Raw genomic sequence first — 20,726 nt, 5'->3', positions numbered from 1 at the left:
GCGCCCCATATAGGCAGCAATCCCTGTTAAGAAGGCTCCCTTCCACCACCCCGCGGTGCCATCGTGGGGCCAATGATTCGCATGACCGAGCCGAGCAAGATCACCAGCGTACCCGACCACCAGCCCGCAGCCGGCGGCATCGCCGCGCGTGCGCGCGCCTCCGTGGGCCCGAAATATCTGTCCGGGCTCAATCCCGAGCAGCGCGACGCCGTGGAGACGCTGGACGGCCCGGTTCTGGTGCTGGCCGGCGCCGGCACCGGCAAGACGCGCGTGCTGACCACGCGCATCGCCCACATCCTCAGCCAGGGCCGCGCCCGCCCCGCCGAGATCCTGTCGGTGACCTTCACCAACAAGGCCGCGCGCGAGATGAAGCATCGGCTCGGCCAGATGCTCGGCCATGCGGTCGAGGGCATGCCGTGGCTCGGCACCTTCCACTCCATCGGCGGCCGCATCCTGCGCACCCATGCCGAGCTGGCGCAGCTCAAGTCGAACTTCACCGTGCTCGACACCGATGACCAGGTGCGGCTGCTCAAGCAGCTGCTCCAGGCCGACAATATCGACGACAAGCGCTGGCCGGCACGCATGCTGGCCGGCCTGATCGACGGCTGGAAGAACCGCGGCCTGACGCCGTCGCAGGTGCCGTCAGGCGAAGCCGCCGTGTTCGCCAACGGCAAGGGCGGCAAGCTCTATGCGAGCTACCAGGAGCGGCTGAAGATCCTGAACGCCGCCGATTTCGGCGATCTGCTGCTCGAGGACATCCGGATCTTCCGCGAGCATCCGGACATCCTGCGGCAATACCAGCAGCGCTTCAAATTCATCCTGGTCGACGAATATCAGGACACCAACGTCGCGCAATATCTGTGGCTGCGGCTGCTGTCGCAGGCGCCGACGTCTCCCTCCTTCACCTCTCCCCGCGTGCGGGGAGAGGTCGCATCGCAAAGCGATGCGGGTGAGGGGGACTCTCCGCAGACTGAACTCGTGGAGACAGCCCCTCACCCCGACGCTCTCAGCGCGAGCGAAGCTCGTCGCGACCCCGCAAGCGGGGCGAGGGAGCAGACGCCCCACGTCAAAAACATCTGCTGCGTCGGCGACGACGACCAGTCGATCTATGGCTGGCGCGGCGCCGAGGTCGACAACATCCTGCGCTTCGACCACGATTTCCCCGGCGCCAAGGTCATTCGCCTCGAGCGCAATTACCGCTCGACCGGCCACATCCTCGCCGCCGCCTCGCATCTGATCGCGCACAACGAAGGCCGGCTCGGCAAGACGTTGCGCACCGAGGACCATGACGGCGAGAAGGTCACCGTCACCGGCTCGTGGGATTCGGAAGAGGAAGCCCGCGGCATCGGCGAGGAGATCGAGCAGATCCAGCGCCGGGGCGACAAGCTCAACGAGATCGCGATCCTGGTGCGTGCCTCCTACCAGATGCGCGAGTTCGAAGATCGTTTCGTCACGCTTGGCCTGCCCTACCGCGTGATCGGCGGCCCGCGCTTCTACGAGCGCGCCGAAATCCGCGACGCGCTGGCTTATCTGCGGGTCATCAACTCACCGGCCGACGACCTCGCCTTCGAGCGCATCGTCAATGTGCCCAAGCGCGGCCTCGGCGACGCCACCGTGCAGATGCTCCACGACCACGCCCGCAAGCGCCGCATCCCGCTGTTCGAGGCGGCGCGCGCGGTGGTCGAGACCGACGAGCTGAAGCCGAAGGCGCGCGGAAGCTTGCGCGACGTCGTCGCCCAGTTCGACCGCTGGCGCGCCCAGCGCGAGGTCACCGCGCACACCGATCTCGCCCAGATCGTGCTCGACGAGAGCGGCTACACCGAGATGTGGCAGAAGGACCGTTCGGCAGACGCCGCGGGCCGGCTGGAGAACCTGAAAGAGCTGGTGCGCTCGATGGAGGAGTTCGAGAACCTGCAAGGGTTCCTCGAGCACATCTCGCTGGTGATGGACCGCGACAGCGGCGCCGACGAGGACGCGGTGTCGCTGATGACGCTGCATTCGGCCAAGGGCCTCGAATTCGACAACGTGTTCCTGCCCGGCTGGGAGGAAGGCCTGTTCCCGAGCCAGCGCACGCTGGACGAGCAGGGCCGCGCCGGCCTCGAGGAAGAGCGCCGGCTCGGCCATGTCGGCCTGACCCGCGCGAGGCGCCGCGCAAAGATCTACTTTGCGACCAACCGACGGATCCATGGCACCTGGTCGACCACGATCCCGTCGCGCTTCCTCGACGAATTGCCGTCCGCCAATGTCGAGATCACGGAATCCAAGGGCGGCTCGGCCTGGGGCGGCACCGGCGGCTACGGCGCCTCGCGTTTCGACGACATGGAGGCGTTCGGTTCCACCTATTCGACCCCGGGCTGGCAGCGCGCCCAGGCCAACCGCAACCGGGGCGGCGGCCGCAGTGGCGGCGGCCAAGGCGGCTTCGAGGAACAGGCCTCGTCGTTCTCCTCCTCATCCGGCCCGGATTTCGGCAGCTTCTCCTCACGCCGCCGCGGGCCGATGACGATCGAGGGCGAGCTGGTCGCCAAATCCACCGGCACCACCTCGGAATTTTCCCTCTCCGACCGCGTCTTCCACCAGAAATTCGGCTACGGCCGCGTCACCAAGATCGACGGCAACAAGCTCACCATCGCCTTCGACAAGGCCGGCGAGAAGAAGGTCGTGGACAGTTTTGTGCAGCGGGCGTGAGGCCTGATATGCCTCAGTACGTCGCCATCATCGAGGACGCAGGCCCGGACGACGCCGTCGGCTTGTGGTTTCCCGACCTGCCGGGCTGCATTTCCGGCGGCGACGACGTCGACGAGGCCCTGGAGAGTGCGCCCGAGGCGCTCGCATTTTATGCGCAGGAGCTGAGCGCGGACGGCCGCCAGCTTCCCCCGCCGCGGACATTGGACGAGCTCAAGGCCGACCCTGCTGTGGCCGACGACCTCAGGAAACACACGGTCGCCCTGATCGAATGGCCGCCCCTCCCTGAGGCCGAGTGAGGACTGTTCGCCGCACTGGCCGGACGTTCGACAGTTCTCACCCGAACGCCCCTTGACCACCGCGAACTTCCCCGTATCAGATGCGCCCATGGTCCGGGGCTCCATCACACTGATCTTGCTGGCATTGGTTATGCCGTCGCTTGCGGCGGCGGAGACCATGAGCTTTGGCGATTCGATCGGGCTCCTGGCCAAGAGCTGCGGCGCGGAAATCGTCGCCAATTGCCGCGGCGTCAACCCGGACTCGACCCGGCTGAAAGAGTGCCTGTCCCGCAACCGCGACGTGCTCTCCCAGCAATGCCAGAGCGACTATCTCGGCGCCTTCGATGCCATCCAGAAGCGCGTCGCCGCGCGCGTCACGGTGGCGAACGCCTGCCAGCGCGAGATCGTCAAGGTCTGCGGCGGCTCGACCAAGGAGACCAGCAAGTCGATCCCCTGCCTGGTCACGACGCCCAAGGGCATCAGCAACAACTGCCTGAAGGCCGTCGACGACGCGGGGTATCGGTGATGCGCGCGAACGGAATCGCCATCACGCTGGTCGTGGTCCAGGTCCTGGCCCTGCTCGCGGGCGCAGCAAGCGCGCAGACGGCGGCGCCGACGCGTGACGACATCGTCGGCAAGCTGAACCATTTCGAACAGGCCGCCGAGGTCGACCTTCCCGCGCTGAAGCAGCAGGTGATGGAGCGCGCCAAGGCCAGGATCAAGAACGATCCGGGTCCGGTGAACCGGCCGCTGATCGCGCCTGATCTCGCCAACCTGCCCGCCCTCAACGCGCAGATCCAGTTCGACGCCGACACGCCGATCATCCAGCCGACCTCCTACCAGACCGTCGGCCGCATCGCGGACGCGCTGGTTAACTCCTCGCTGCTGCCGTACACGTTCCTGATCGTCGGCCATGTCGAATCCAATGCGAAGACGCGCGAGGCCAATGCGATCCTGAGCCAGCGACGCGCCGATGCGATCCGTGACGTCCTGGTGAACACCTTCAAGATCTCGACCAAGCGGCTGCATCCGATCGGCCTCGGCGAGGAGCAGTTTCTCGACCGGGCCAAGCCGACCTCGGCCGCCAACGGTCAGTTGCAAATCCTGACCTATGCCAAGGTGCCGGAGGAGGCGCCTGCGCATCCAGCTGCGGCGCCTGGGCCTGCGGCGAAAAAGCCCGCCAAGAAGCGCTGAACGAGATCACCTCCCCTGACGGAACTCTTTGAAGTTCCGACCGTTTTGCGGCCTGTCGAAAGCGCAACAGCCATGCTTTGCGCGACACGCGAGCCGGTTTGTGCACTGCCCTATCAGGTGCTATAGCCTGTTCTCGCCCTTCCCAGACCCCATGCTGCACGAGACCGAGATGGCTGGTTATTTTCAACGCCAACTGGCCGATTACGTCGAATATCATCGCGATCCCTGGAACTGCGCGATGCACGTGGTCGGAATCCTCCTGCTCTTCACCGGCGCCGTGCTGCCGCTCACTCTCGTGCGTTTTCCCATCTTCGGGATCGAGGTGAGCTTGGCCGTGGTTGCGGCCCTGCCGGTGCTGGTTTACTGGCTGATGCTGGACGCCGGGATTGGGCTCGGCATCCTCGCCGCGATGATCGTGCTGCTTTCGGTCGCAACCGCAATCGGCAATCAGGCCTCGATCGTCATGATGTGGTCGATTTTTGCGCTGCTGATCGGATCTGGCGTCGCAGCGCAGATCGTGGGCCACAGGGTTTTCGAGGAACGGCAGCCGTCGATGGTCGACCACCCCGCGCATTTCCTGCTTGGACCGATGTTTGTCATGGCGAAATTATTCATTGCACTGGGCTTCCGTCGCGACCTTGCCGCGATTTTGGCGCCTGTTCCGACCAATTCCCTTTCAACCCGATAGCTCTAGAAGCGAAACAGTAAACCTTCTGCATGGCTCTCGTACTGGTTACCGGTGGCAGCGGCTTCATCGGACATCATCTCGTAGAAGCGCTCCGCGCCCGTGGGCAGCGGGTACGCGTTCTCGATGTCCGTGCGCCGGCCGCGGCGAACGCGGACGTTGAACACATCCACGGCTCGGTGCTGGACGGTACCGCGGTGGACGCGGCGATCGCCGGTGTCGATCAGGTCTATCACCTCGCCGGCCTGCCCGGCATGTGGGTCGCCAACAAGCAGGACTTCCACGACGTCAATTGCCGCGGCACCGAAATCGTGCTTGCCGCGGCGATGAAGCGCGGCGTGTCGCGCTTCCTGCACTGTTCGACGGAATCGATCCTGTTCCCCTATTCCGACCTCAACGGCGTTGCCGCCGAAGAGGCGCTGCAGCCGGCCGATGCGATGCCCGGCGCCTATACGCGGTCGAAGTCGCTCGCCGAGCACCACGCCGCGAAGGCGGCGGCCGCGGGCTTTCCGCTCGTGATCGGCACGCCGACCATGCCGATCGGCGCCGCCGACCACAACCTGACGCCGCCGACCGCAATGCTGTGGTACTTCCTCCAGAAGAAGGTGCAGCCGCATCTCAACTTCCTGGTCAATCTCGTCGATGTCCGCGACGTCGCGATGGGCCTTGTGCTGACCATGGAGCGCGGCCGCATCGGCCAGCGCTACATCCTCGGCGGCGACTGCGTCCCGCTCGGCAACATCCTGCGGATGATGTCGGCGATGAGCGGCCGCCGGCAGTTCCCGGTCGTCGTGCCCGGCAAGATCGCCGAGCTCTCCGCGATCATGCTCGAATCCATCTCCGATCGCATCACGCGCCGGCCGCCCAACGGCACCGCCGAGGGCGTGCGCATCGCGCTTGCCGCGAGCGACCTCTCGATCGGCAAGGCGCGCACCGAGCTCGGCTACGCGCCGCGCCCGATCGAACCGGTCTTGCGCGAAACCATCACCCATCTGCTCGCCCGCAACGGCCAGCGGCCCTCCGGCGCCATCGAGCATCACGCGCTTTCCTCGCGCGCGAGCTAAGGCCTCCGCCCAAACGCAAAGAACCTTCATGTCCTTCGATTTCAGCAAGCTTCTCTCCGTGGCCTGGGGTGGCTGGACCACGACCTGGCCGACCGAACTCCTGGCCTTGATCTGGCTCGCCTTTCTCGCCAGCTGGGTCGGCGCCTCGTTCTGGCAGGGCCGCACCCAGAAGCAGGTCATGACGCTGGAGTCGCAGCGCTATCGCCTGCCGATCCTGGTCGGCGGAATCCTGTACACGCCGTGGGTTGCACAGGTCCTGGGCTGGAAGCCGCTCTGGGTGCTCGGCAACACCGGCATCTACATCGCCGCGGTCCTCTCGGCCGCCGGCATCGCCTTCGCCTGGTGGGGCCGGCTGCATCTCGGAAAATTCTGGTCCAACACCATCACCCACAAGGAGGACCACCGCGTTATCGACACTGGCCCCTACGGCATCGTGCGTCACCCGATCTACACGGGACTGATTGCAGGCATGCTCGTCACCGGCATCGCGATCGGCCTCGTAACGACGATCCTCGGCGCCATCCTGATCTCGCTCGGCATGTGGCAGAAGGGCCGGATGGAAGAGGTGTTTCTGTCCAAGGAACTCGGCGAAGACGCCTACGGCGCTTATTGCCGCCGCGTGCCGATGATCATTCCGTTCCTATCGCCGCGGTGAGCGTCCTGAAGGCGCGGTCGCTGCGTTCCGCTTTCTCTGCACGAAGTTACTGCTAGTGTCGGACTTGCGCTCGATCCAAGCTTTACCATCAGTCGCTTGCTTGTCAGCCAAGCAAGCGACGATACGAAATATCTCGCAGGACGAGAGCGGGTCTGCGAGGGCATGCGCCTAGCCCTAGCCGGGGTGCCAGAGGAGTGATGTCCGTAAACTGACAACGCTACGGAGAAGCCGATTATGCAGTTGTCAAAGGTCGCCGCGTTGGCGCTCATCGCTAGCTGTCCAAGCCTACTGTCTGTATCTCGGGCGGCGGCCGTTTCTGAATGCTCAATCTCAGGCACACTAGCGGATTGGGGCGAGAACTCGACGGCCGACATTGACCTCACGTCCGGAGGAAGTTGCCAATTTCCAATCAAGATACGCGGCACGGTGAGTGGCTCGGACATCTCTCAAAAGCCGTCACACGGCAAGCTGAAAAGGCTCAACCTGTCTACGTTCGAATACAAGGCGAAGGCCAAATATAAGGGTAGCGATACCTTTGCCATCAAAGCGACGGGTCAGGGACCGACAGCTTCTGGCACGTCGGTAATCACTGTGCACGCGACGATCAAATAGCGTTCCTCGCTCGATTGCATGGTGAACGCGGAAGCAACAGCCGCCCGATGTCTCGCGCCAATGGCACCACAATGAAAAGGGACCATCGGAGTAACCGATGGTCCCAAAAGCCTCAAAGGCTCTTCGCTGGCAAAGGCCTTGCCGTGTCTTGCCAAGTTGGGCTGCGAGCAGACTTGGCGGGCTGCTTGCAGGGTTGATGCTCGCTCTACGCTGGCCTTCTGGACCCTGGCCTCCTTGACGCTGGCCTTATGGACGCTGGCCTTATGGACGCTGGTCCCGTCGGACACTGGTTGCCATCGGCTCTGGTCACGTCGGCGCTCGTCGCTCTCGGCGCTGGATGGTGCGAGAAACCGACTCGATCAACCAATGCCAATTGAACTGCCGACCCGACGAATAGTCTAGGTGTTGTTGTCTGTTCCTCTCGAAGAAATTTGGGTTAGCGAGGCTGCCAATTCCCGCATCGTTGGATGTCATTTCTAACGACGACCGGCAGCCCGCCGACCGAATTGCGAATGGCGCACGTCCTCGCGCTGGACCCGTCAGCGCGAGTTTTGCTTTTTCGGGGATCGCACCCTTCTGGCGGGTTTTGTCAATGCGATGTCAGCCACAGCAGGGTTTGCGACTGACGCTTCGAGAATTTCGTATTGAGCATGCTTCCAATGGACTTCCGCCTTTCCGTCGGGTTGCCCATCGGCGACCCAGAGGTGGTAGGCGCGCTCGCGAATTGCCTCTTCCAGATTTGGCATGGGATTTTCCTTGCGAATGATCCGCCCGGCCCCAGCCAAAAGACTTGCTCTCGTAGGGTTAATGAAATCTTAACGGGGCAGCGGAAGCCAAGCGTCGCGCGGGTGCCGCTAAAGGGCGGTCGGCGCTCATTGCGAGAGATCTCGGCAGCGCTCGCGGACGCAGGTCGCAACGAACGGTAATCCGCATGCGGCGACCGGCATCAAACTCATGCTTACCGAGGGTCGACGAGGCCGTGCACGGGCCGCCTCTTTGGGGGCTCGTGGCCCGATTGACACCAGCGCAGCGAAACTAGTCAGTCGATTGGCGCGAGCCGTTCGTTCCACCGCGCCGCAAGGTTTTTGATCTGCTCGAAATGCAGGATCGCCGGCTCACCCTCGCGGACGATTGTCGTCCGCTTGCGTTCCTTGGGTGGCAACGTCATCGCGCGCGATACTGCCGCGCGCAGTTTCATCGAGCCGTGATCTGTCAGGGTGACGAGTTCTTCCGGGTCAAGGGCCATGGGTCCACGCCTACGCTACCGGCTGGCCCGCAAGCCAGCACACGCGCCCCGAATGCCCAATTCTCCAGATAGCTCAACATGGTTAATAGTTCGTTATCGTTTGGCTCTGTCATTTGGATTGGCGCGCGGGTCACGCGGCGTCTTGTCCCGCAAGTCAAATGAGCCTCTCAGGCTGCACCAGCCCCTGTTTGGGTCGAACCCAATCCCACCCGATTTCAAATGCTAAAGGAGGTGGCTACCGCCAGGCTCGCAGCAGGGGTAGTTCGCCCGTGCCGCGCCGGTCCGCGCGGTAGCCCCCAGTGAGCCATTGCAGTCGCAATTGATCAGGCTACCGCTGCCAACCTGCCATCGGCATGCGGATTTGCGCAAAGCAGACGCTTGCGAATGGCCTCTTCAACGAGCGCGAGCGCTTCCTTGGCTTGTCGCGCTTCGGCTTCCGCAACTTCGGCGCGAAGCTCTACGGCCGTCAACTTATCCTTCTGAGCTTCAATGCAGCACTGGGCCAGCTCCAGCGCTCGGCAAGCATCTTGCAGCTTACGTTCGGTGGTTACGGTGAGTTCACGCTGTGCCCGCTCGGCGGCCTCCGCTCGCCCTTCGGCCAGCCGCAATCTTTCTATGGCGCTCGTGCAAAGTGATTGGGCACGGGCTTCGGTCTCGCGGGCGTGCTTCTCCATATCGCGGAAGACATCGGCCGCTTGATATACCAGATCGAGAGCTGTTGCTCCCTTGTCTGGTGCCAGCGGTGAGGGAAAGCTCAAGATGCCCTCATCCCCTCCAACTGGCGCTCTGGAACTACGCTGCGCCATGCAGTTCAAGCTCGTCGCGAACACACATACACGGGCAGTATCATGAATAGCTATGGTTAACGGATGGTTAAACAGTTGCATGCCTGGAGATGTCGTAACGGCGCGCGGCGGGCAATGGCACCGAAAATCAGTCAGTTCTTTGGGCGTGCCTAGCGTAGCAGCAGAGGCTCGCGCCGGCGGCTGGACCGGCACATCGGCCGCTGACTTTCCTCTCCATGCAAATTTGGTCGGCTGCCATTCCTCGGGAATAGGCGCTGATCGAGTTCCGTAACGGTTGACCTTTTTGCCGCTACCCAGTTGGATGCGCGCGCAAAAAGGCACGACGACATCCCATCGTGGATCCGGAGAGGTCGACGATAAGGTCTGAGCCCGCGCGGGGCTTTGGGCGATCCGTCGTTGGACTGTGCCGTACGTTCAACAGGGGATTTCCATGACCTTTTCCAGCATCTTCGCGCAGTTCGTCGCGCTGATCGGCGGTGCCGCGCTGCAATGGCGGCGGCTGTCGGGGACCGCGCCCGCGCCGGCCTGGGGCCAGGCGCCGGCGATCCCCGAAGCGAAGCCGCAGGGGGCGCTGCCGACCTTGAAGATGCCGACGGCCAGGGGCTGGAGCGAGGGCCACAAGCCGACGGTCGCCCCCGGGCTCAAGGTCAATGCGTTCGCGGCCGGGCTCGACCATCCGCGCTGGATCGAGGTGCTGCCGAATGGTGACGTGCTGATCGCGGAGGCGACGCAGATCGCGGGCGCGCCGAGGTCGGTGTTTCACTATGCGATGCAGGCGACGATGCGGCGCGCCGCAGCGCTCGGCGTCAGCGCCAACCGCATCACGCTGCTGCGCGACAAGGACGGCGACGGCGTCGCCGAAGTGCGCGGCGCCTTCATGGAGAACCTCAGCCAGCCCTTCGGCATGGCGCTGGTCGGCAACACATTCTATGTCGGCAACACCGACGGCGTGATGGCCTTCCCCTATGTCGCCAATGCCGACCGCATCACCGCACCGGGCAAGCGGCTCACGACGTTCAAGCCGAGCGGCCACTGGACGCGCAGCCTGCTTGCAAGTCCCGACGGCAAGAAGCTCTATGCCGGTGTCGGCTCGCTCAGTAACATCGCCGAGATGGGCATGGAGGTCGAGGAAGGCCGCGCCGCGGTCTATGAGCTCGATCTCGCCGCCGGCACGCATCGCATTTTTGGTGCGGGCCTGCGCAATCCTGTTGGTCTTGCCTGGGAGCCCAATACGAACGTGCTCTGGACCGTCGTCAACGAGCGCGACGGGCTCGGCGACGAGACGCCGCCGGATTATCTCACCTCGGTGCGCGACGGCGGCTTCTACGGCTGGCCCTATTGCTACTGGGGCAAGACGGTCGACGATCGCGTGCCGCAGGATCCCGCGATGGTCGCCAAGGCGCTTCAACCGGACTACGCACTCGGCGGCCACACCGCTTCGCTCGGCCTGTGCTGGATGCCCGCAGGGACCCTGCCCGGCTTCCCCGACGGCATGGTGATCGGCCAGCACGGCTCGTGGAATCGCAGCACTCTCTCGGGCTACAAACTGGTGTTCATCCCGTTCGAGAACGGCAAGCCCTCCGGCCCCGGTCGCGACATCCTGTCGGGCTTCCTGTCCCCGGACGAGAAGGAATCCTACGGCCGTCCGGTTGGCGTCGTGATCGGACCCGACAAGAAGTCGCTGCTGATGGCCGACGACGTCGGCAACGTGATCTGGCGCGTCACGGGCGCGTAGAGGTTACGTCCCGACACAGAGCGTGGCGCGCTGCTTGCGTAGCAGCGCGATCACGGAGAGCGCCGTGATCAGGCCCGTCTTGGGATTCTCCGACGGGATGTTCTCGATCGACATCGAGAAGCGCGCCGAATCCGCCTCGACCTCGATGCGGTGAACGTTGCGCGTCACGGTCGGATCGGCCCAGATCTGCACGGAGGTGCGGTCGGGTCCGACGCCCGCGAGCGACAGCGCGACCGCGACATTGAGATTGGCCGGAAAGCCCTTTGCGGCCTCGCGCGCGGTGCCCTCGAACAGTTTGAGCGGCTCGCGCAGATTGTCGATATCGATGTTGTTGTCGACGATGAAGGGCGCGCCCTTCAGACCGTCGATCGGCTTGCGCGTCACCATCTTCACCGAATGAATGGTGCCGATTGCGGCGGCGTTGACGGCGTCCAGCCCGATCAGCGCGCCGGTCGGCACGATGATGCGGCCGCCATTGGCGCGGGCAAGATCGACGAGATCGAAATTGTCGAGCAGCCCGCCGACGCTGACGACGACCGCGGCCCTGCCGCGCTTCACCGCGGGCTCGACGATCGCGCGCAACTGGCTGCTCGGCGCGCATTCGACCACGATATCCGCGGCGTCACCGAGCTGATCGATCGGCAGCACGGATGGCGCACGACGCAGGCCGCCCAGAAACGCCTGATGCTTGGCGGGATCACGCACGGCGACAGCGGACAGCGTCAGCCCCTCGATACCCTGATCGAGCGCCGACGCGATCTTGGTGCCGATCGAGCCCAGGCCTGCGATGGCAACCCGCAATTCGTTCGAAGCTTTCTGTCCAGTCATCGCATCCCGCCTTCTCGCCAGGCCCATGTCATAGCCGCTCACGCCTCCCGCGCATAGCTGCGCAGGCGCGCCTCCAGCACCGCCAGCATGGCATCGCGGGCCGGGTCGCGCGAACCGCGCAGCCATGCGGCGGCAAGCGGCAGCCGGCCGATGGGGCCGCTCTGCTTCGGCCGCAGCGGCACGAAGCGCACGCCCGTCACCGCCATCCGCGTGGTCCAGCGCGGCACGATCGCAACACCGAGCTTCGTTGCCACCAGATGGATGATGGTCTGCTTCTCGTCGGCGACCTGCACGATGCGCGGCGTCAGCCCGGCCTGCTCGAACAGCTTGATGGTGAGGTCATGGCTGTGCGGCCGCGAGCGGCGGTCCGGCACCAGCATCGCCTCGTCGGCGATCTGCGCCAGCGTGATCGACTTGCGCTCGGCGAGCGGGTGGCGCTGCGGAAACGCGACGATCGCGGTCTCCTGGAGCAGATCGCGGAATTCGAGCCGCTTGTCCGCACTGTCGGGCGGGCGGACGAAGGCGAGATCGAGCGCACCGGTCAAAATCTTCGGCAGCAGCCGGACGGTCTTGTCTTCGAGCAGCTGCACCGCGATCTCGGGATGCTTGTCGCGGAAATCGCGCAAGAGCGGCGGCAGCAATCCCGCCGCCGCGCTGTCGATGGCGCCGACCCGCAGCCGCCGCGCGGCGCCCGCGCGCGAGCGGTTGCGCAGATTATTCTCGACCGCCTCGACCTTGGCGAGGATGGCGCGGGCATCGCGCAGCAGCGTCGAACCGTCTTCCGTCAGCGACACCGCGCGCGTGGTCCGTGCGAACAGCCGCGTTCCCAGATCTTCTTCCAGCAGCCTGATCTGCCGGCCGAGCGCGGAGGGCAGCATCTGGAGCTGCTGCGCCGCATGGCCGAAATGCAGCTGCTCGGCCGCCGCCACGAAGCATCGCAACTGATGCAATTCCATCCAAGGTCCTCTCGTCTCGCCAGGCGAGGATTATATCATTTTTTTGTATAAACCAGCGCCAATTGAGTATGCCTCCTTCCCCCGCCTAGGCTCGTTGCCGGCGTGGACCTCAGGGTCCGCCGATACAACAACAAGCCGGAACTCGAGGAGGCCAGGGTGGCGAGCGAGATTCAGACGCGCGTGCTGCGCAAGATCACTTGGCGCATCGTTCCCTTCATCATGCTGCTGTACTTCGTGGCCTTCATCGACCGCGTCAATATCGGCTTTGCCTCGCTGACGATGAACAAGGACATCGGCCTGTCGCCCACCGTCTACGGTTTCGGCGCCGGCATCTTCTTCTGGGGCTATTTCCTGTTCGAGGTGCCCTCCAACATCATCCTGCACAAGGTCGGCGCGCGGATCTGGATCGCGCGGGTGATGATCACCTGGGGCCTCGTGTCGGCCGCGATGGCGTTCGTGCAGGGCCCGACCAGCTTCTATGTGCTGCGCTTCCTGCTCGGCGTCGCCGAAGCCGGCTTCTTCCCCGGCATCATCCTCTATCTCTCCTACTGGTTCCCGGCGCGCCAGCGCGCCGCGGTGACCGCGCTGTTCATGGCGGCGGCGCCGCTGTCGACCGTACTCGGATCGCCCGTCTCCGGCGCGCTGCTGGAAATGGATGGCCTGTTCGGCTTCAAGGGCTGGCAATGGCTGTTCGTGCTGGAGGCACTGCCGGCCGTGCTGCTTGGCTTCGTTGTGCTGGCATTCCTCACCGACCGCCCGGAAAAGGCAAAATGGCTCGCGGACGACGAGCGGCGATGGCTGGTCGACGTCATGAATGCGGAAACCACGAGCAAGGCCGCGACCGCGAGCCACAGCATCTGGCGCGGGCTCGCCGATCCGCGCGTGCTGGCGCTCGCGCTCATCTATTTCGGCACCTCGGCAGGCCTCTACACGCTCGGCGTCTGGGCGCCGCAGATCATCAAGCAGTTCGGCCTGTCCACGCTCCAGGTCGGCTTCCTCAATGCACTGCCGGCAACCGCCGCCGTCGTCGCCATGGTGCTGTGGGCGCGGCATTCGGACCGCACCGGCGAGCGCACCTGGCACGTCGTGCTCGCCTGCCTGCTCGCGGCCGTGGGGCTCGCCTATGCCGGCCTTGCGACCGGCGTCGTCGCTGTGCTGGTCGCGCTGACGCTGGTGAACATCGGCATCTCTTCGGCCAAGCCGCCACTGTGGAGCATGCCGACGCTGTTCCTGTCCGGCCCCGCGGCCGCGGCCGGGATCGCCACCATCAACTCGATCGGCAATCTCGGCGGCTTCGTTGGTCCGGCCATGATCGGCTGGATCAAGGACCAGACCGGCAGTTTTGTCGGCGGACTCTATTTCGTCAGCGGCCTGCTCGTTCTCTCGGCGGTCCTGACCCTGCTATTGTCGCGCGCGCAGACCGCGCCCGTCGAACCCGTCCCGCAATCCCACTGACATCTCAAACGGAGCATCTTCATGCGCACTCATTCGATCGCAGCAATTCCGGCCGACGGCATCGGCCCCGAGGTCATCTCGGCCGGCGTCCGCGTGCTGGAGGCTCTGGCAAAACGCAGCGGCGACCTCGCCTTCAACGTCAAGACGTTCGACTGGGGCTCGGACTATTACAAGAAGCACGGCGTGATGATGCCGGCCGACGGGCTCACCGAATTGAAGAAGTTCGACGCGATCTATTTCGGCGCAGTCGGTGCGCCCGACGTGCCCGATCACATCACGCTGTGGGGCCTGCGCCTGCCGATCTGCCAGGGCTTTGATCAATACGCCAATGTGCGGCCGACCAAGATCCTGCCCGGCGTCGCCTCGCCGTTGCGCAATGTCGGCATTGGCGATCTCGACTGGGTGATCGTGCGCGAGAACTCGGAAGGCGAATATGCCGGCATGGGCGGCCGTGCCCACAAGGGCCTGCCGGAAGAGGTCGGCACCGAGGTCGCGGTGTTCACCCGCGTCGGCGTCACCCGCATCATGCGCTACGCCTTCCAGCTCGCGCAGTCGCGGCCGCGCAAATTCCTGACCGTGGTGACCAAGTCGAACGCGCAGCGCCATGGCATGGTGATGTGGGACGAGATCGCAGCCGAAGTCGCGACCGAATTCCCCGATGTGACCTGGGACAAGATGCTGGTCGACGCCATGACGGTGCGCATGACGCTGCATCCGAAGAGCCTCGACACGATCGTTGCGACCAACCTCCACGCCGACATCCTCTCCGATCTTGCCGGCGCACTCGCCGGCAGCCTCGGCGTCGCGCCGACCGGCAACATCGACCCGCAGCGCCGCTTCCCCTCGATGTTCGAGCCGATCCACGGCTCTGCGTTCGACATCACCGGCAAGGGCATCGCCAACCCGGTCGCGACCTTCTGGACCGGTGCCCAGATGCTGGAGCATCTCGGCGAGAAGGACGCGGCAATACGGCTGATGTCGGCGGTCGAGCGCGTCTGCGCGGCCGGCGTGCTGACGCCCGATGTCGGCGGCAAGGCGACGACGAAGGAAGTCACGGACGCCGTTATCGACGCGATCCACGGGACGAACGTGTAATCGCTACCCGACGTCATGGCCGGGCTTGTCCCGGCCATGACGAGTTGTGGATCAACTACTTCCGCCCTTGCGGCGGAGGCGCCGGCGCCGCCATCGCGGCCACAGGCTCGGGCGGCGTCAGATGGCGCGGGACGATGATGGACTGGCCGGGGGTGAGGGTCGCGTTCTCCGCCAGCGAATTGCTCTGCGCCAGCGTCCACAGCGGCACGCGGCGGGCGGCGGCGATGCTCTCCATGGTGTCGCCCGCGCGCACCGGCACCCGCACGCCGCTGTCCCACAATTCCACCGGCGTGTTCGGCGGCACGAGATAGCGCAACGGTACCGCATCGGCCTGGCTCTGCGCGGGGATGCGTGGCAGCTGCGTCACCATCTCGATGATCTGGCGATGGATGTCGTCCGACTTCTCGATGTTGATGTGCGAGACGCGGCTGTTCTCCTTGAGGTCGTAGCTCGCGTAATGGCCCCGATAGCCGGGCACGGCCACGACGTCGCCGCCGCCGAGCACGCTGTCGGAGAGGAAGATGTTGATGAAGCGCTCGACATTGAGCGGCACGTCGCCGGTCGCATGCGCGGAATCGATGGCGATGACGAGGCTGATCCGGATGTTCTCCTTGGCCGCCATCTCGGAGATCACGACCGAGCACAGCCCGCCCATGGAGTGGCCGATCAGCACGATCGGCGCCGGGCTCTCCTTGTAGCTGGAGATGACACGATCGCCGATCCATCGGCAGATGGTGAATTCATAGACGTCGGCCGAGAAGCCGGCCTTCGTCAGCTTTTCGCTGAGCCGGTCCATGCCGGTCGAGAAGATCGGCCCCATGGCGCCGCGGAACAGGTAGATCTTTGGCGGCGGCAGCGGCTCGACCGGCGGAGCGGGAGGCGGCGGCGCAGCGGTCGTGACCGCGGGGCGCTTCGGCTTCGCAGGTGAGGCAGCGGCCATGCCGGTGCCTAGGGCGAGCAGCGCAACCGCTGCCAGCACGACTAGCCGCCTCAAATCGATCATCCGTCCAGCAGTCCCACCATGGGAGGCAAAGGCCTCCTCCGCGGGCTTAGTGACCACCGATTGGGTGGATTTTGGGGCACGGAACCGGGCCCGTGACGCCCGTCGGTCGAGGTTCTCATCCTGCCCCTTACATCCCCGGCATCAATTGAAGGGAATCCATGGCTGGGCTTCGCAGGTATCAAGGATCACCGAGCTCTGGACTCCCTTGTAGGCGTCATCGTCGAAAAAGACCGAATAGGCGGGGTGTCTGTCAGACGGACCAGCGCCCTGCCTCAGGCAGACGAAATACGCCCCCGGCCCGTGGTCAGTAGGGCGGACGGCGGATGTCTCGAGTCCCCCGGTCAGCTTGACTTCGGCGGCTGCCTTCCTGACGCCCTCCTGCACCGCCTTGGCACCAGGCGGACGCGGAGGATGATAGACAGGAGGCAAATTCCCGCTCGACGCGCATCCCGCCAGCAGCAGCGTCAAGATGGCGGACAAGGCCGCCAGAGAACTGCGGCGGCCGAAGACGGACCTTCGCTGGCCGCACGCCAACTCATATCGTGAATGCATCGCTTGTCCCCAGTGCCGCGCTCGCTGCGCGCCTCATCCCTGGGTCAGGACGAGATAGAGGCAGCCGGCGACCGTGGGCAGGAACGCGACCAGGGCCGTCATCCAGAAGCCGGGCTCGAGCATCGAGTCCTGGTCATCCCTCTCGTCGACTGCACGCCGATCTGCATTCGTCCGGCTCCACGCCTCATCGGCCGTGAACAGGGGAACGCTGCTCGCGCGCGCATCGTCGCGTGCTGCGCTTTGGCGCAAAGCGCGTTGGGAAAGGCGAGTTATTCCGGATGTCAGCATGTCATTGACTCTGATCGGCTACCAATATGTCGGGCTCGGATGTTGCGGGGCGCGCGGCCGCATCACTGTGTCAGCGCCTGATCTGAATTCGCTCCGGGCACAGGCGGCGGGGCCGGATTGTTGGCCGGGCTCTCCTTGGCGCCGGAATCGGTCCAGGCCGGCGGCAGGCCGAGCCCCTGCCCCGCGATGCCGGTGATGCCGGGAAACCGTCCGAACGCTTCGCAGGCGACGTATTTGGGTGCACCGCCGAGGCGCACGGGAATGCTGTCCATCGGCGGCAGCGCAGGGATGCCGCCGAACGGCGATTCTCCGGTCGTAACCAGTTTTGCGAAGTCCGTGCCGAAATCGGCGGCGAGATCGTAGGCATCGCCCTCATTGGCGACCCGCGGAGAGTTGGTAATCGAGTTGGCGCCGCGCGCCCAGACCATGGCCGCCTTCTGAAATCCTACAAAATCGCGCGCCTCCGCCTCGACCGACAGGCTGCCGAGCCCGACCGGAAGCCTCGGCACCGGTACAGGCACGCCGGGCAGCGCAACGGTCTTGGCAATCGACAGGGCCTTCGATGCGCCGGAGGCGGTCGGGCTGGTCGGCGCGGCATGTGTCACGGTCGCCTGCACCGTGAGATCGGCATCGTCATCGGATGAGACGATACGGAAGCGCTCGCTCAAGCGGAGACACAGCTCGCGGCTGATGGCGTTCGCAACCAGGCGACGTTCCTTTTCGTTCAAGACGACATCCGTGCGCGCGGGAAAGACGGTCGATGCGATCCGGATCGTCTTCGCCGCCAGGACATCCTGCTTGTTCACGCGGATTTTCGATCGCGTCACCAGCCCGTTCGCTTCCGACATCCGGTCGTAGCTCCTGAGCGAGCCGGCCTGTTCGAGCGGCGCGGTCGCACACCCTCCGAGCGCAAGCGCGGCACCCATCAGGGCCGTCCGTGGAAAGCGCATGGTCCCATTCCCGCATCGGCAGTTTATTAGAGAGATCGCTCTAATAATCACTTCTCACGCCTCGCAACATCCGTCAACATAAATAGATGGAACTCTCTAATTTTGATTTTCTCGTGGCGAACCGTCGTGCTAAACGGGGCGAGTGTGAGTGGAGATGTCCGGTTTGAGGAAAGTCGACCCCGTTAAGCATGAGCAGAAGCGCGGGGAAATCCTCGGCGCGGCGATCCGCTGCTTCATCCGGGACGGCTTCCGCGGCGCCAGCACGACAGATATCTGTACCGAAGCCGGCATCAGTCCGGGCCACCTCTATCACTACTTCGCGAGCAAGGAGGCGATCATCGAGGCGATGATCGACCTCGGTCTCGCGCGGTCGGCCGAGCGGTTTGAAAAGATTCTCGCGGCCACCGACGTGATCGAGGCACTGCTCGTCGATATCGAGGAAACCAGCCTGCGGTTTCGTCCCGCCCAGATCCTCAATCTGGATGGTCTCGCGGAGGCCGCCCGCAATCCTGAATTCGCTGCGATCATCGAACGCCACACCGCGGCGGTCCGCCGCATGTGGAGCGACTTCCTGCGCCGCGCGCAGCAGCAGGGACGGGTGGATCCTGGGTTAGATCCGGACGCGACGGCAAACATCCTGATCGCCCTCGTCGACGGATCCCGCGCCATGCCGATCCGCAATCCGAAGCTGGATATCAAGCAGAGCGTAGAGCATCTGAGAACGATGCTCGCGCGCTTCCTGAACCCGCCCGACGCACAGAGCGCTGCGATCAAGCCCCGCATTCAGAAGACCGGTCGTCCCCTGAAGCTGGTCAGGAAGCGATAGAGCCCGACCCTAGAGCGGCAGGAGCCGGTTCAGCAATTCCAGCAGCGTGCGCTGCTCGGCCGCGCTGAGCGGGACCAGCATCTTTTCGTTATAGGGCTCTGTCAGCCTTGCCCCCTCGGCAATGAGCTTTGCGCCCTTCGGCGTCAGCATCAGCTCGACGGCGCGACGATCCGCCTTCGAGCGGTTGCGCTTGATGAAGCCGGACGATTCGAGCTCGTTCAGGATCTTGATCAGGTTCGGCAGGCGCAGCCGAAGCAGGCTGGCGAGGCTGCTCGGCGGCACGCCGGGATTGTCACGAATGACGGCGAAGATCGCATAGGTCGCCGGCGTCAGGCCCAACGCGGCGAACTCCTCGTAAAAGCCTTCGAAAAACTTCAACTGCGCGAGGCGCAGCATGAAGCCGGGCGTCCGCCGGAGCGCGCGCAGGTCCAGCGATTTCTCCGGCTGCTGATCGGACTTCAACCCGGGTCTTACGGTTTTCGAACTCATGATCCTCAATCCGCGGCGGCCAAAGCCGAATTGACACTCTCAAAAATAGCTATAAAATATAACTATTATTTAGCGGCACCAAGACCGCGCATGGGAGGGACACAATGAACAGCAAATTCCTGCACAAATTGTGCATTTTGGCCTCGATGCTGGTTGCCGCGCCGGGCTTTGCCCAGGATGCCGTGAAGATCGGCATCCTGAACGACCAATCCGGTCCGTTCGCGAGCTATCAGGGGATCGGCTCGGTCGTCGCCGCAAAAATGGCGGTCGAGGATTATGGCGGCAAGGCCGCCGGCAAGCCTGTCGAGGTCGTCGCGGCCGACCATCAGAACAAGACCGACATCGGGATCGGCATCGCCAGACGCTGGTACGAGAATGACGGCGTCGACGCGATCTTCGACATCCCCAACTCGTCGATCGCGCTCGCTGTCGCCGGCATGAGCGCCGAGAAGAACAAGGTCTTCGTCGGATCGGGCGCTGGCACGGTTCTGTTGACCGGCGAAAAATGCACGCCCAACACCGTGCACTGGACCTACGACACCTATGCCTACGGGCGCGGCCTCGGCAAGGCGATCGTGCAGCAGGGCGGCAAGAAGTGGTTCTTCATCACCGCCGACTACGCGTTCGGTCACGATCTGGAGAAGCAGGCCGCGGAGGCCGTGAAAGCGTCCGGCGGCGAGGTGCTCGGCAGCGTGCGGCATCCGCTGGGAACGGCTGACTACGCCTCCTTCCTGCTCCAGGCCCAGGCTTCGGGCGCGAACGTCGTCGGCTTCGCCAATGCCGGCGACGATACCATCACCTCGATGAAGCAGGCCGCCGAGTTCGGGCTGACCAAGGACCACAAGCTGGTCGGATTGATCCTGGGGATGAACGGCCTTCCCTCACTCGGACTGAAGTTTGCGCAGAGCGCGCAGATCATGAACCCGTTCTACTGGGATCTGAACGACGGCACGCGGGCTTTCGCCAAACGCTTCGCCGAGCGCATTCCCTCGAAGGCTTATCCCAACGACATGCAGGCCGGCGTCTATGCCTCGGTCATTCACTACCTCAAGGCGGTCGACAAGGTCGGCGGCGCCAAGGACGGCAAGGCCGTCGTCACCGCGATGAAGGAGATGCCGACGGACGATCCGCTGTTCGGCAAGGGCTACATCCGCAAGGACGGACGCAAGATCCACCCGCTCTATTTGCTCCAGGTCAAGGCGCCCGAGGAGTCGAATTCGGCCTGGGACCTGCTGAAGGTCGTCGCCACGATCAAGGGCGAGGACGCATTCCGCGCGGAGAGCGAAGGCAAGTGTCCGCTGACCACGCAATAACGGCCGGGAGCTGA

At 64.5% G+C, this 20,726-nt stretch carries 22 protein-coding genes; 13 read left to right on the top strand and 9 right to left on the bottom strand.

The features are described 5' to 3' along the window. The first annotated feature begins 72 nt into the window (after window positions 1-72). From CT676_RS06215 to CT676_RS06185, 8 genes are all read left to right on the top strand, one after another. A complete protein-coding gene (locus CT676_RS06215) occupies window positions 73-2,685 on the top strand; it encodes a UvrD-helicase domain-containing protein (RefSeq protein WP_135214117.1) in 2,613 nt (870 codons plus the stop codon). 8 nt (window positions 2,686-2,693) lie between these two features. After that, window positions 2,694-2,981 carry a type II toxin-antitoxin system HicB family antitoxin gene (locus CT676_RS06210; protein ID WP_085399496.1) on the top strand — a complete coding sequence of 96 codons (288 nt, stop codon included), beginning with the start codon at window positions 2,694-2,696 and terminating at the stop codon, window positions 2,979-2,981. Between the two features lie 88 nt (window positions 2,982-3,069). After that, the gene (locus CT676_RS43865; RefSeq protein WP_085399497.1) at window positions 3,070-3,486 is read left to right on the top strand and encodes a hypothetical protein; all 417 of its coding nucleotides are present in this window, start codon (window positions 3,070-3,072) and stop codon (window positions 3,484-3,486) included. Next, window positions 3,486-4,154, top strand: coding sequence for an OmpA family protein (locus tag CT676_RS43860; protein ID WP_167767960.1), 669 nt, complete (start codon window positions 3,486-3,488; stop codon window positions 4,152-4,154). Before CT676_RS43865 ends, CT676_RS43860 begins: the two co-directional genes overlap by 1 nt. A 151-nt stretch (window positions 4,155-4,305) precedes the next feature. Beyond that, window positions 4,306-4,842: an Mpo1-like protein gene (locus CT676_RS06200; protein WP_085399499.1), complete on the top strand. Its 537-nt coding sequence runs from the start codon at window positions 4,306-4,308 to the stop codon at window positions 4,840-4,842. 29 nt (window positions 4,843-4,871) lie between these two features. Then, entirely contained in the window at window positions 4,872-5,903 is a 1,032-nt protein-coding gene (locus tag CT676_RS06195; RefSeq protein ID WP_085399500.1) for an NAD-dependent epimerase/dehydratase family protein, read from the top strand. Window positions 5,904-5,931: 28 nt separating this feature from the next. Further along, window positions 5,932-6,558, top strand: coding sequence for an isoprenylcysteine carboxylmethyltransferase family protein (locus tag CT676_RS06190; RefSeq protein WP_063981571.1), 627 nt, complete (start codon window positions 5,932-5,934; stop codon window positions 6,556-6,558). Between the two features lie 234 nt (window positions 6,559-6,792). Further along, complete coding sequence (locus CT676_RS06185) at window positions 6,793-7,170, top strand: hypothetical protein (protein WP_085399501.1); 378 nt, start codon at window positions 6,793-6,795, stop codon at window positions 7,168-7,170. Window positions 7,171-7,709: 539 nt separating this feature from the next. On the opposite strand, the gene CT676_RS06180 is transcribed toward CT676_RS06185, so the two are convergent. The 3 genes from CT676_RS06180 to CT676_RS06170 form a co-directional block, all read right to left on the bottom strand. Continuing rightward, window positions 7,710-7,916, bottom strand: coding sequence for a DUF2934 domain-containing protein (locus CT676_RS06180; protein ID WP_135214115.1), 207 nt, complete (start codon window positions 7,914-7,916; stop codon window positions 7,710-7,712). A gap of 293 nt (window positions 7,917-8,209) precedes the next feature. Continuing rightward, window positions 8,210-8,416: a hypothetical protein gene (locus CT676_RS06175; protein WP_028147657.1), complete on the bottom strand. Its 207-nt coding sequence runs from the start codon at window positions 8,414-8,416 to the stop codon at window positions 8,210-8,212. A gap of 323 nt (window positions 8,417-8,739) precedes the next feature. Further along, complete coding sequence (locus CT676_RS06170; RefSeq protein WP_244623074.1) at window positions 8,740-9,174, bottom strand: hypothetical protein; 435 nt, start codon at window positions 9,172-9,174, stop codon at window positions 8,740-8,742. Between the two features lie 478 nt (window positions 9,175-9,652). Between CT676_RS06170 and CT676_RS06165 the strand changes: the two genes are divergently transcribed. Then, the gene (locus CT676_RS06165; RefSeq protein WP_085399503.1) at window positions 9,653-10,957 is read left to right on the top strand and encodes a sorbosone dehydrogenase family protein; all 1,305 of its coding nucleotides are present in this window, start codon (window positions 9,653-9,655) and stop codon (window positions 10,955-10,957) included. 3 nt (window positions 10,958-10,960) lie between these two features. On the opposite strand, the gene CT676_RS06160 is transcribed toward CT676_RS06165, so the two are convergent. After that, complete coding sequence (locus CT676_RS06160; protein ID WP_085399504.1) at window positions 10,961-11,785, bottom strand: aspartate dehydrogenase; 825 nt, start codon at window positions 11,783-11,785, stop codon at window positions 10,961-10,963. A 38-nt stretch (window positions 11,786-11,823) separates the two neighbouring features. Then, window positions 11,824-12,741 (bottom strand): LysR family transcriptional regulator, encoded by a 918-nt coding sequence (locus CT676_RS06155; protein WP_085399505.1) that lies wholly within the window; start codon window positions 12,739-12,741, stop codon window positions 11,824-11,826. 156 nt (window positions 12,742-12,897) lie between these two features. Here CT676_RS06155 and CT676_RS06150 point away from each other — a divergent pair, with 156 nt between their 5' ends. Continuing rightward, window positions 12,898-14,196 (top strand): MFS transporter, encoded by a 1,299-nt coding sequence (locus CT676_RS06150; RefSeq protein WP_085399526.1) that lies wholly within the window; start codon window positions 12,898-12,900, stop codon window positions 14,194-14,196. A 21-nt stretch (window positions 14,197-14,217) separates the two neighbouring features. Next, on the top strand, window positions 14,218-15,291 hold the full coding sequence (locus CT676_RS06145; protein WP_085399506.1) for a tartrate dehydrogenase: 1,074 nt from the start codon (window positions 14,218-14,220) through the stop codon (window positions 15,289-15,291). 55 nt (window positions 15,292-15,346) lie between these two features. Here CT676_RS06145 and CT676_RS06140 read toward each other — a convergent pair whose 3' ends face one another. The 3 genes from CT676_RS06140 to CT676_RS06125 all read right to left on the bottom strand — a co-directional run bounded on the left by CT676_RS06140 (window position 15,347) and on the right by CT676_RS06125 (window position 18,060). Continuing rightward, on the bottom strand, window positions 15,347-16,294 hold the full coding sequence (locus CT676_RS06140) for a LysM peptidoglycan-binding domain-containing protein (RefSeq protein ID WP_085399507.1): 948 nt from the start codon (window positions 16,292-16,294) through the stop codon (window positions 15,347-15,349). A gap of 585 nt (window positions 16,295-16,879) precedes the next feature. Next, complete coding sequence (locus CT676_RS06130) at window positions 16,880-17,134, bottom strand: hypothetical protein (RefSeq protein ID WP_085399508.1); 255 nt, start codon at window positions 17,132-17,134, stop codon at window positions 16,880-16,882. A 62-nt stretch (window positions 17,135-17,196) separates the two neighbouring features. Next, complete coding sequence (locus CT676_RS06125; RefSeq protein WP_135214269.1) at window positions 17,197-18,060, bottom strand: DUF3313 domain-containing protein; 864 nt, start codon at window positions 18,058-18,060, stop codon at window positions 17,197-17,199. Window positions 18,061-18,238: 178 nt separating this feature from the next. Here CT676_RS06125 and CT676_RS06120 point away from each other — a divergent pair, with 178 nt between their 5' ends. Beyond that, window positions 18,239-18,910, top strand: a complete 672-nt coding sequence (locus CT676_RS06120) for a TetR/AcrR family transcriptional regulator (RefSeq protein ID WP_085399510.1) — start codon at window positions 18,239-18,241, stop codon at window positions 18,908-18,910. Between the two features lie 9 nt (window positions 18,911-18,919). Here the strand turns inward: CT676_RS06120 and CT676_RS06115 are convergent, their stop codons facing one another. Then, window positions 18,920-19,399 (bottom strand): MarR family transcriptional regulator, encoded by a 480-nt coding sequence (locus CT676_RS06115; RefSeq protein ID WP_085399511.1) that lies wholly within the window; start codon window positions 19,397-19,399, stop codon window positions 18,920-18,922. A 104-nt stretch (window positions 19,400-19,503) separates the two neighbouring features. Between CT676_RS06115 and CT676_RS06110 the strand changes: the two genes are divergently transcribed. Next, window positions 19,504-20,712 (top strand): ABC transporter substrate-binding protein, encoded by a 1,209-nt coding sequence (locus tag CT676_RS06110; RefSeq protein WP_085399512.1) that lies wholly within the window; start codon window positions 19,504-19,506, stop codon window positions 20,710-20,712. Window positions 20,713-20,726: the final 14 nt, after the last annotated feature.

It is taken from the genome of Bradyrhizobium sp. MOS001 (assembly GCF_004634465.1).
In the GTDB taxonomy this organism is placed as follows: domain Bacteria; phylum Pseudomonadota; class Alphaproteobacteria; order Rhizobiales; family Xanthobacteraceae; genus Bradyrhizobium; species Bradyrhizobium barranii.
The sequence above is the reverse complement of the archived record's forward strand: the minus strand, read 5'-3'. Positions and strand labels throughout refer to the sequence as shown.